Here is a 12262-nt window from a genome sequence, read left to right as displayed (position 1 = left end):
AACCATCATTATCTGCATCAACCATACTAGTAGGATCTCCAGGAGTTGGATAATCTACACGACCATCACCATCTGTATCAGTACCGCCTGCTTCAGTAATATCAGGAATACCATCATTATCACTATCAACATCAAGGTGATTTGGGACACCATCACCATCGAAATCAAAATTGTCATTCACACCATCACCATTCGAATCCGTAAATCCAGGAAAATCCGGATCGCGAAAGTTGGGAACACCATCACTATCATCATCGGCATTAGGGTCTATACTACCACTTTCTGCAGTATCAGGAATACCATCATTGTCATCATCTAAATCATTCACATCTGCTACACCATCACCATCGCTGTCAAGTATTTCTCTATAATCAACATCGCCAGAACCATTAATATTAGGGTAATCATTATTTGGATCGGTAATTCCTCCTTGAGGAAGGTTATAGGGCATCATCGACGTATTGGAAGGACTATCTGCAATATCATCAAGACCATTATTATTCGCATCTACACCTAAAAGATCTACGTCGGCTTCTACTATATCATTTAAACCATCGTTATCAGAGTCATCATCGAGATAATCAGGAACATCGGTACCATCAGTATTTTCAGGTGTTACACCTGAGGTATAATTATCCGGTAATCCTATAAAGGGCCCAGATGTAAACACTGTTGTAGAAGGGGCTTGCCAACCAGCAGTTGTTTGTGCTTCAACATTGTCAGGAATTCCGTCATTGTCTGAATCAAGATCAAACTGATCTGCTATCCCGTCTAAATCACTGTCTACACTACCTTCAACGGTATCCAAAATTCCATCATTATCATCATCAACATCAGTACTATCCGGAATCCCGTCTTGATCGTTATCTAAGGAATCATTGATGTCATCACGAAAATCAACATCACCGGTAGTTCCATTATCTCCATCAGTATCAGGTAAGGTATTTGGATCGTCTAGAGTGCCGTTAGGATCAGCATATGTTTCAGCAAAAGGCCCCGGCGCTTCAGCAATATCTAATGAGCCATCTCCATCACTATCTGTATCTAAGTAATCGGGTATGGCATCGCTGGTGGCTAAAGCAGCGTCAGTATTAGTTGGTGTAACCGGGTTTCCATTGCTATCATAAATATCATCAACTCCATTGTTATCAGTATCAGTTCCTGAAGGAGGTGTATAGCCTGCTGTTGTCTGTGCTTCTATATTATCAGGAATTCCATCATCATCACTATCCAAATCTAAATAATCTGGTAAATTATCTCCAGCAGTGTTAATAGTATCTACAGGTGTTCCGTAGGCGGCACCTGTTACAGCTCCATTTCCATTATCTGCGCCATCGGCTCGACCATCCTGATCAGCATCTATATCTCCTTGCCCACTCTCTATCACATCGTAAACCCCATCATTGTCGCTATCTAAATCGAGTGCATCGTTAAAACCATCACCATCGGTATCTGGATATGGTAACGGTGAGCCCGTCACACTATCATCTAAACCATCTCCATCTCCATCAGTAAATCCGGCAATAATACCATTTGCATCTGGCGTGCCTCCAGCTTCAGTTGTATCATAAATACCATCATTATCACTGTCTACATCCTGGAAATTAAGCTTACCATCTCCATCAGCATCTCCCGCAGGTAAAGCAGTGCCACCGTCATCATTATCTGTAATATTGCTCCAACCATCACCATCAGTATCTGTAATTGCACCAGTACCTATTATCCCATCCCCATCAGAATCTGATCCTCCGGCTTCAGTGACATCGGGAATACCATCGTTATCACTATCCAGATCCAGATAATCTACCGGCCCATTTCCATCCGAATTAGGAATTGGCAATGCATTTCCGGGATTTAACGGGTCGTCTGTAACACCTTCTCTATCATCGTAAGGGTCAATTGAATCGATCAATCCATCAGAATCGGAATCATTGGCTGTACCTGGTCCGAACTGACCATCGTTATTTTCATCGGTACCTCCTGCTTCGATTACATCTGGAATACCATCGTTATCACTATCTAAATCAACATTATCATTCTGACCATCTCCATCTGAGTCTATAGGCGTTAATGGAATACCTCCTACTGAGGGAAGTCCTGCATTTGGCCCCGTTTGGATAATCTCACCTGTGTCTCCTAGAACACCACTACCAGGCTGACCATTCCCATCGGGATCATTTGTACCCCCTGCCTCTGTATAATCGGGAATCCCATCGTTGTCAGAGTCTAAATCAAACACATCAAGAATTCCATCACCATCAGTATCACCCGAAGCTTCATCTGTATCTAAAATACCATCATTATCATCATCTACGTCAACACTATCAGGAATACCATCGTTGTCATTATCTGGAGCTAATTCTTCACGCCAGTCACGTTCTGGAGTGCCAGCTAATTGATCGTTAGGCTGGCTTGTTGGCGTTTGCCCTCCATTGGTAACATTGGCAATCGCTCCCGTACCTGCACTTAAATCAAAAATATCCGCAAGTCCATCTCCATCAGCATCGGCAAAGGCTGCTGCATCTAAAACCCCATCGTCATCAACATCTACTTCTGCTGGATCTAATGCCCCCGACACCCCAAAAAAGTTTTCAGCAAGATCACTTGGATCTAAACCTCCATCTTGTCCATCGGAATTAGTGTCTGCATAATCTGGTGCTGAACCACCATCTGTGTTTGCATAGCCATGAGCGACTCCTCCCTGATCAACGTCATAGGCATCATCTAGTCCATCGCCATCAGCATCGGTATTAGACGGTGGTACATATGAGGTTGTTGGTAGCCCTTCTATATTATCTATGATACCATCATTATCAATATCGATATCTAAATAGTTATTTACACCATCACCATCGCGATCCTGATTAAATCCAAATCCACCAATTACATTTCCTGTAAAATCCGGATCATTTGTATCTGCCAATCCATCATTATCAATATCACTGGGAGTTCCTGTACCGACAACTCCGTCGTTATCACCATCTAATACCTGAAAGTTCCCTTCAAAAGTATCAGGAAGCCCATCACCGTCACTATCAAGATCTAAATGATTTGGAAACGTATCATAGTCCGAACTAGCAGGATTAGCAGTATAGGCGGCTTGTGCATCATCATCCCATCCGTTTGAGTTGGAATCATTAATGATATTATCATCTACTCCATTTCCATCAATTGTTCCATCATTACCAACATCGCCTATTGTAGCATTATCACTCCAGGCTTCTTCCGCATCCGTTATTCCATCGTTATCAGCATCTAAATCTTTATAATCAGGAAGGGTCCTACCTTGAGTAATTAAATCTCCATCGGTATTTGGAATTATATAACTTATTGTAGCTGTCGCGGTATCATTGGTTTCTACCGAAGCTGCCAAGCCATTTGAGCCAACATTTCCACCTGTATCATTATTATCGAGGACACCATCATTATTGGTATCAAGTGCCGCATTTCCGGCTTCATAAACATCAGGTAATCCATCATTGTCAGCGTCAATATCTAAATGGTTCGGGATCCCATCATTATCAAAATCTACACCATCTAAGATTACAAAATCAGGATCTGCATATTCCGTTGCGGTACATTCATCGATGTTAAGGGAAAACTGTCTTCTGGTATTTCCAGAGCGATTCCCTCGTTTATATTGTAGTCTAAAGATAAAAGAAGAAATTCCCTGATAGTGAAAAAAAGCTCGGATAACAGGATTGGTATCAACACTAGGGCCTTGAACACTACCAGCTGTAAAATCGATTCCGTTACCGTATGTTCCATCTGAAACTGCAGTTGCGGATAAGGCTGTATTACTTTCTAACACATAAGCACCCAGACCATAGTATACCTGAGATTCTTTTTGATTAGTCCCGTCAATATCATATGCTGAGCCGCCAAAACTAGTGAGTCCAACCACTGGATTATTAGTTCCAGTGTCGAAAAAATCCATCCGAAAAACAATATTTGGCGTTCCGCTTGAAGTAAATATAATTTCGGGATTAAATGCACTTGCTAGGCCTGTATTTTGGTTATCTATTGTTAAAATAGATGCATTATTAATTTCTAGTATTGTAATAACGGCATCAATCCCTGGAGTAGAATTTGCATATCGATACGTGGTACCTACCGTATTATCAGGGCCCGTCTGAACAGGATTCGCACTAAAATCGAATGAAGGAATATCGCATATACCTCCAGATGGATCTGTAATGCTAAAACCTAGATATTCTAGATCGTCAGGAATACCGTCATTATCATCATCTAAATCCGCGACATCGGTAATCCCATCACCATCAGCATCCTGTGCACTAATTATATTAGTTTGTAAGAATGTCAAAAAAATAAACAAAAAGAAAATGATACGTTTGGAGAAATGATAATTTCCATAAGAAGAAACTGCAAGTTTCTCCCCGACTTTGTTGGGCGTAAGGAGCTTCATACTAATATTTGATCAGTTAATAGTATAGTGCTAAAAACAATGAACAAGTAGCAATCTGAAAAATTATAATACAGCTGTTCAGGCTAGCTAAACTGCCAGTGGGGATTTATTTATTGGGTAATTTTTTAGAAGATTAATACAAGTAAAGATTCTTTCACACTGGTTTTTGGTTAATTAAAATTCGTTTTTTTACATAAAGAGCCTTGTCGAAACAAAACACTTTCAACAGTCGATTTTTTGAATCCAGATATATCATCCCTAAAAAGTGACGATTTTGGTTTTAGTTAGTTTGTAGCGGAGGTACTACTCTTCGTTAGAGTTATAAAAGTAATAAAAAAATGTTAAACCCTTCAAATACAGTGTTTTGTTGAACTTTTTTTTTGCCTTTTTTTATATAGGCTTCACTTTTTTGAGCTGTGTGCGCAGCAATAATAAACATACTACGTACTCAACACTAATAGTTTGAAATAACAGAAACCTTAAACAAAATTGGTTTTTAAAGTAAAAGACATATTACAACCAGATCAACAAAAAGGAAAGTAAGCTGAAAGGGCAAGATAATTCACTATCTTCTCATTGCTTTTATCTCTATAGGATATCGCTGAATAGTAAATTTTTTGATTTAATTTTAAAAAAATAATTACATATTATGAAATCAACCTTAAAAGTTTTCTTTTACATGTTCATAATAGCATTAGTGTTCAATTGTGAAGACGATCCTGACAATGAAAACTTACCTCCTATTTCCGATGTTTTTGAAGCCTATTATCAAGATGGGCTAAAACTTAATCCGCTTAACGCCACTTTTGCAGGTGATAATCGCTATAACGACACCTTACCTAACTCGCTCTCCAAAGCGCACGAACAAAAAGTGCGAACTTATTACACTACCTATCGTGAAAAATTATCGCATTACGACAGCACACAAGCGCTAAGCGATAGTGAACAACTTACCAAAGCAATACTCCATTGGGATATTACCATTAATTTAGAAGGGCTAGCCTTTGAAAACTACACGCCAATTGACCAAATGTGGTCGATGAATTTAATGATGGGGCAGTTGGCAAGTGGTGCCGGAGCACAACCATTTAAAACAGTAAAAGATTATGAGAATTGGTTAAGTAGATTGGAAGATTACACGGAATGGCTCGCGTCAACCAAGGAAAAAATGGAAGCAGGTATTGCTAATAACCATGTATTGCCTAAATCTCTCACTAAAAAGGTGATTCCTCAATTAGCAAGTGTAAGTGATGCTGATCTTGACAGTAATCTTTTCATGAGTCCGATAAAGCAGTTTCCCAATAACTTTTCTGATGAAGACAAAAACCGACTTAAAAAGGAATTTGAAACCATGGTTGAAGAAAAGATTAAGCCTTCATATGCTGTTCTAAAAGAATTTATGGCTAGTACTTATTTGGATGCAGGAAGAGAAAGCAGCGGTATTGATGCTGTACCTAATGGCGATACTTTTTATCAACATCAAATAAAATTGTATACCACAACTGACATGACTGCGGATGAAATTCATCAGCTTGGATTAAGTGAAGTGGCTCGTATACGTGGTGAAATGTCAAAAATTAAAGAAGAAGTTGGTTTTACGGGCGATTTAAAAGCATTTTTTGATCATGTTAGAACCAAACCTGAACTTATGCCCTTTAAAGATCCTTCAGAGATAATTGCCAGTTTTAATGACATGCATGAACGAATGAAGCCGCAAATTGTAAAGTTATTTGATGTGAAACCGAAAACAGCTTTTGAAGTTAGAAGAACCGAAGCATTTAGAGAAGCATCCGCTAGTGCCGAATACAATCCTGGATCGCTGGACGGAAGTCGGCCAGGAATTTTTTATACTCCAATACCAGATGTAGCAAAATACAATATGTTCTCCGACGAATCCCTTTTTCTACATGAAGCAATACCAGGGCATCATTACCAAATCTCGTTACAACAAGAAGACACCAGCTTGCCCAGTTTTAGAAAAACATTATGGTACGGTGCCTATGGTGAAGGTTGGGCCCTATATTCCGAGTCATTAGGAAAAGAACTTGGATTATTGACTGATCCGTATCAATATTTTGGAATGCTTAGTGCCGAAATGCATCGGGCTATTAGATTGGTAGTTGACACAGGGTTGCACAGCAAGGGATGGTCTCGTGAAAAGGCCATTCAATATTCATTAGATAATGAGGCTGAAAGCGAGGCTAGCATTACCTCAGAAATTGAGCGCTACATGGCCAATCCCGGCCAGGCATTATCTTATAAAATTGGCCAGTTAAAGATCCGAGAATTACGCACTAAGGCAGAAAATGAACTGGGCGATGACTTTGATATTAGACAATTTCATAATCAAGTACTTCAGGTTGGTTGTGTACCCCTATCTATACTCGAAGAACGAATTAATAATTGGATTGCAGAAAACAAGTAATGAGCTTATTTAATGAGCCGATACAATTAACGATAAATGATGGGGAGGTCTTGTACTATCCCCGTTTTTTTAATAGGCAAGAGGCCGATATAATTTTCAAGCAACTTTTTAAGGAAACTCCTTGGCAGGAAGATGATATTAAAGTGTTCGGTAAAGTATATAAACAACCAAGGCTTACCGCCTTATATGGAAGTGAAAATAAACCCTACTCCTATTCTAATATTACCATGCATCCGCAATTGTTTTCAGCTTTATTAAATGATATAAAAGTTAAGGTTGAGGAAGCTAGTTATGAATCATTCAACACGGTACTGTTGAATTTGTATCGAGATGGAAAAGACAGTAATGGGTGGCATGCTGATGATGAAAAAGAACTTGGAGAAAACCCTGTAATAGCATCACTTAGTTTTGGTGAGGAACGTTACTTTAATCTTCGACACAAAAAAGATAAAACTCAAAAACATAAACTACTACTTAATCATGGTAGTTTATTACTCATGAAAGGGGAAACGCAACATCATTGGCATCATCAAATACCAAAAACGTCGAAACAAATCGGATCGCGAATAAATTTGACATTTAGACAATTAATCTAAGATTGGACAAACAAAAAAAAGCACCCGCTAAAACGGATGCTTTTCCACTAACCAACCAAAAAATGTAGCTGTTACTCCACTTGGTAACCAGCCTCGCTTCTATGTAAGCAGCTACATAACTTATATATCAAAGCTCGTGCCAAAAATTAAAGCAACGAGTGTGAACTAATTTCATAATCCATTGATTTTATGTTGTATTGTTTGAAATAGAATAGCGCCGCCATAGCGAAAGTCATTCCTATGTGACAAACCGCGCTGCTGTATACCCCAACATCTAGTAAAAACAATGAGAAATAAGCAAACAACACAAAACCTACTTTCAAAACCACTTTAGTATACAAACCTAAAGCCAATAAAATACCAATGATAAATTCTTCAAAAGGTACTAAGGGCGCAGTATAATAAAGTATTTGAAAATTGAACACTTGAGCTTTTTCAAAATACAAATCAACTTTATTCAAAAAACCATTGAAATCAATCGTGCTCAAAAAGGAATGAAACACCAAGTATACCCCCGTTAGTACTCGGGTTACAGTATACATATTTACTTTAATAGCATTCATTAAATTGTGGTTTTGATTAATAACACAAAGTTACTATGCGTGCATAGTAAAAGGCTTGTAAATTTTTACAAAAAAGTTGTACCTTTTGAATATCAAATAGTTACGAAAAGGTTTTCGTTAATTTATTTCGCTATCATTTGAAAATCAACCAACTAAACGCGTGAATAGAATTAACTTATATGAAAGTTTTGTATTACACCAATATCAATTTGATGTTTGGCAAATGGAGCCTCATAATCATAATTTTTTTGAAATTATTTTCATAGATGAAGGATCGGGATATCACACAATTAATGATATCAGATTTAAATACAAGGGAAAAGACATTTTTTTGATAGCTCCCGAAGATGTACACCATTTCGAGATAGAAGAACGAACTAAGTTCACATATTTCAAGTTTACTGAAACACTTTTCACACATAACAAACAGCTTCCTGAGCGGTCTCAATGGCTAAGGCGTATTGAACACATACTTCATAATCCTAATTTAATGCCTGGGGATATTATAAATAATGAAACGGACCGAGAGCTATTATGGCAAATTCATGGTCTGGTTGTAAATGAATATGTTAATGACGAACCTTATTCTAAACATATAATTTCTAATACTGTCAGCACCATTTTAAGCATTATAGCTCGAAACATTGAACGCAATTACAAAAAGAGTAATCCGAAATACGCCAAAAAAAGATCGAGAATTGAAGAGGTACTTGGCTATATAAGGACTAACGTCTACGAGCATGACTTAATGAATACGTCAGATATTGCTAGCAATTTTGGGATGTCACCAAATAGTATTAATGCCTTATTTAAACGAGAAACAGGAGATAGTATTAGACGGTATATCGAAAATTACAAAATGCTTCTAGTACAATATCGTCTTCGAAATACAGACCAAACCATCGCTGAAATAGCCTATGAACTCGGATTTACAGATGAAAGTCATTTGACGAAAGTGTTTAAAAAACATTATCAAATAACACCTAAAGTATTTAAGCAGGCTAACAATGCTCCGGCCTAGATCTAGCGAAATATTTCATTAAGCACTCCAGCTAATCGAATGCCCCCTTTTAGTAGTTGTTGTTTTACCGTATCTAGATTTTCATAAGAATAACTGTATTTCAATTTTTCTCCTGATTTTGCCGATTTGTAAACCTTATCCGCCAAAGCCTGGGATTCATAAGCCCAATCTAAAATGCTGCCTTCTTGCCATTGTTGACGCCTCTTTTTAGAAACAACATCAATGCTTTCTGCCAATTCAGTATAACTCATACCATAGCTATCAATCATTTTAGAATCCCATACTTTATGAAGATTCGTACCTTGATCAAACCAACGAACTTGAAAGTCATTTCCGCCTTTATCACTAGCTTTACCACAGTGCAATGGCTGATGCAGATCGCCAATAAAATGGATTAACAGTTTTAAATAAAACACTTTGTCCGCCCTAGTACTATTCGGATTTTGAAGTACCTCTTTACAGGTATTAATACCTGATATAATGTCCCCTCCAGGATTTAAAGGTTCGTCACCATATTTGGTTCCAAAACTAAAATTAACATAGTGCCAAGCACTATATTTTCTGTATACTTCATCCGATTTTATCTCATCAGCATAGGTCGATGCAGTCGCAAGGTTTTGACCACCTAGCAGTTTTTTTATCTCCTTTTTTGCCTTTCTACTTAAATGTTTCTGAGCAATATGGCCTGTAGTGCGGTGACCAGTTTTGCCCCAAACCACTTCATTGGCCTGAAGTCCGTAAAAACTAAAAAAAACTAAAATCACAAACAGATAAGAATACTTCTTCACAATGAATAATTTTTAGCAAAAATAAACATCCTACAGTTAGCAAAACACCAATAAATTTGGAAATATCATAAAATTTTATATATCTTTATGATATCAATTTAATATCAATTTAAACTAAACACATATGTCTAACGAAAAAACTATAGTCCCGATGAACGGCTACATCATGTTGCTGTTATTCCTTACTGCGGTCGGGTTTATCATTTATGCTTTGTCTAGCACTGGTAATCCCGAATATGCATTACTGTTTATCCCTGTTTTGTTTTTATTACCTGGATTCGTCCTTGTAAACCCGAACACTTCCAAAGTGCTTTTACTATTTGGTAAATACAAAGGCACTGTAAAGAAAAACGGGCTTTTTTGGGTAAATCCCTTTTACACTAAAAAGAAAATATCGTTACGCGCTAGCAACTTTGATAGTGAGCGTTTAAAGGTGAATGACAAACTAGGAAATCCGGTAATGATAAGTACCATTTTAGTGTGGCGCGTTTTGGATACTTATAAAGCTGCTTTTGAAGTAGATAATTACGAGAATTTTGTACGAGTGCAAACAGATGCTGCTGTAAGAAAACTAGCCAGTATGTATCCTTATGACAATTTCGCTGATGAAGGCCTTGATGAAGATATTACCTTACGCTCAAGTGTAAATGAGGTTAGTGAGGCACTAGAGAAAGAATTAGAAGAACGATTATCTATAGCCGGTATTGAAGTATTAGAAAGTCGAATTGGTTACTTGGCGTATGCTCAAGAAATTGCGAATGCCATGTTAAAAAGGCAACAAGCCACAGCAATAATTGCTGCAAGGCACAAAATTGTCGAAGGTGCAGTTAGTATGGTCGAAATGGCACTAGATGAATTAAGCAAAAAAGAAATAGTCGAGCTAGATGAAGAGCGCAAAGCAACAATGGTAAGCAATCTAATGGTCATTCTATGCTCTGATAAGGACGCTACGCCGGTGCTAAATACAGGTACATTAACTTAAGTAAATTTTATTAGCAAACTAATGCGAATATTCACAGAATCTCAACATTTTAAGCAATGGTTCTTTCATTTGCTCGTGCTAGGTTCATTAGCCATAATGATTTATGCTTTTTATGCAATAAACTATACGGATGAAACTATTTCGACTACGGAAAAATACATCGTCAATAGTATTTTGATTGTGTCTGCAATTCCATTATTACTAATTTATCGCACCAAACTAAGTACCAGAATTGATGAAAAGGGAGTACACTATCGAATGTTCCCTTTTCATTTTAAAATGAAGCTTATTCAATGGAACGAGCTTGAGGTTTGCGAAATAAGAACCTACAACCCACTATCAGAATATAGTGGTTGGGGATATCGAATGTCATTCTCAAATAGCGGAAAAGCACTAAATATTGCAGGTAAAAAGGGCATTCAACTTAAATACAAAAACGGAAAAAAGTTATTGATTGGTACGCAATTAGCAGATGAAGCACAACGAACTATCAATTACTATTTCAAAAAAACAACATCATGATAGCACGAATTACCATTATAATAGTCAGTCTTGTACTTTCAGCAATAACTAACGCTCAATCAATAAAAGAAGAAGATATTCTTTTAAAAAACAACGAAATTGAGCTTCCTGGAACTCTAAGCTACCTAGAAGAAACCAATAAACAAATACTTGTCATATTTGTTCATGGGTCTGGAAATATCGACCGAAATGGAAATCAAACAGGTATGAGTATTAACGCAAATTACATCAAGCAACTGTCAGATAGTTTGGTAAACAAAGGAATTGCTTTTTATCGATACGACAAACGCACTTCTAACCCGAAAAACATTCCTATAATGCTAAAGAATGGGATAAAGTTTAACGAGTTAGCGTCCGATGTTCGTGTTGTTATTAATCATTTTAAAGATGACAAACGATTTAATAAAATTATTCTAGTTGGCCATAGCCAAGGATCCTTAGTTAGTATGCTTGCAATGAATGATCATATTGACAAATTTATTTCTTTAGCAGGCCCCAGTGAAACTATTGAAGATGCTATTGTTAGACAAGTAGGAAATCAAAGTGAAGAATTGGCTAAAGTTGCCACCCAACATTTTTCTGAATTGAAAAAGACAGACACCATACTATCTGTTAACCAAATGCTTGCGAATATCTTCGCTCCCCAAAATCAAGCTTTCCTGAAAGACTATAACAGATACAATCCAATGGTAATGATCAAATCAATGACAATTCCTATTTTACTTATTAATGGGGATCTTGATCTTCAAGTTCGGGTAAAGGATGCTGAGTTGTTACATGAATCAAATCCGGACTCCGAGTTGGTTATAATCTCTAAAATGAACCATGTATTAAAAACAATTGAAGATCCTGCCAAAAATCAGCAATCCTATTTTTCACCAGACTTCCCGTTATCTCAAAAATTAGTCAACACTTTGGTTGAATTCATTAAAAAATAGT

9 protein-coding genes are annotated in these 12262 nt (G+C 37.2%); 6 read left to right on the top strand and 3 right to left on the bottom strand.

Annotation, left to right across the window (positions count from 1 at the left end; all coding sequences use genetic code 11):
• Positions 1-4426: beta strand repeat-containing protein (locus GWK10_RS18100; RefSeq protein ID WP_204263175.1), on the bottom strand; the 4426-nt coding region annotated here is incomplete at its 3' end.
• Between the two features lie 679 nt (positions 4427-5105).
• On the opposite strand from GWK10_RS18100, the gene GWK10_RS18095 reads away from it, so the two are divergent.
• Both GWK10_RS18095 and GWK10_RS18090 read left to right on the top strand, forming a co-directional pair.
• Positions 5106-6851, top strand: a complete 1746-nt coding sequence (locus tag GWK10_RS18095) for a DUF885 domain-containing protein (protein WP_239540796.1) — start codon at positions 5106-5108, stop codon at positions 6849-6851.
• Entirely contained in the window at positions 6851-7447 is a 597-nt protein-coding gene (locus GWK10_RS18090; RefSeq protein ID WP_164033817.1) for an alpha-ketoglutarate-dependent dioxygenase AlkB family protein, read from the top strand. The genes GWK10_RS18095 and GWK10_RS18090 overlap by 1 nt, the downstream gene beginning before the upstream one ends.
• 146 nt (positions 7448-7593) lie before the next feature.
• Here GWK10_RS18090 and GWK10_RS18085 read toward each other — a convergent pair whose 3' ends face one another.
• Positions 7594-8010 (bottom strand): hypothetical protein, encoded by a 417-nt coding sequence (locus GWK10_RS18085; RefSeq protein WP_164033816.1) that lies wholly within the window; start codon positions 8008-8010, stop codon positions 7594-7596.
• A gap of 160 nt (positions 8011-8170) precedes the next feature.
• Here GWK10_RS18085 and GWK10_RS18680 point away from each other — a divergent pair, with 160 nt between their 5' ends.
• Positions 8171-9031: a helix-turn-helix domain-containing protein gene (locus tag GWK10_RS18680; protein ID WP_164033815.1), complete on the top strand. Its 861-nt coding sequence runs from the start codon at positions 8171-8173 to the stop codon at positions 9029-9031.
• Positions 9032-9033: 2 nt separating this feature from the next.
• Here the strand turns inward: GWK10_RS18680 and GWK10_RS18075 are convergent, their stop codons facing one another.
• Positions 9034-9819 carry a S1/P1 nuclease gene (locus GWK10_RS18075; RefSeq protein WP_164033814.1) on the bottom strand — a complete coding sequence of 262 codons (786 nt, stop codon included), beginning with the start codon at positions 9817-9819 and terminating at the stop codon, positions 9034-9036.
• Positions 9820-9943: 124 nt separating this feature from the next.
• Here GWK10_RS18075 and GWK10_RS18070 point away from each other — a divergent pair, with 124 nt between their 5' ends.
• Genes GWK10_RS18070 through GWK10_RS18060 form a run of 3 tightly spaced genes read left to right on the top strand, consistent with a single transcriptional unit; the run spans position 9944 to position 12261 of the window.
• The gene (locus GWK10_RS18070) at positions 9944-10801 is read left to right on the top strand and encodes an SPFH domain-containing protein (protein WP_164033813.1); all 858 of its coding nucleotides are present in this window, start codon (positions 9944-9946) and stop codon (positions 10799-10801) included.
• Between the two features lie 21 nt (positions 10802-10822).
• On the top strand, positions 10823-11323 hold the full coding sequence (locus tag GWK10_RS18530) for a hypothetical protein (protein WP_164033812.1): 501 nt from the start codon (positions 10823-10825) through the stop codon (positions 11321-11323).
• Complete coding sequence (locus GWK10_RS18060; protein WP_164033811.1) at positions 11320-12261, top strand: alpha/beta hydrolase family protein; 942 nt, start codon at positions 11320-11322, stop codon at positions 12259-12261. The genes GWK10_RS18530 and GWK10_RS18060 overlap by 4 nt, the downstream gene beginning before the upstream one ends.
• Position 12262 lies beyond the last annotated feature (1 nt).

Origin of the sequence: Spongiivirga citrea, assembly GCF_010671565.1 — a bacterium.
Classification (GTDB): Bacteria; Bacteroidota; Bacteroidia; order Flavobacteriales; family Flavobacteriaceae; genus Spongiivirga; species Spongiivirga citrea.
This window is presented reverse-complemented; position numbering and strand designations above follow the sequence as displayed.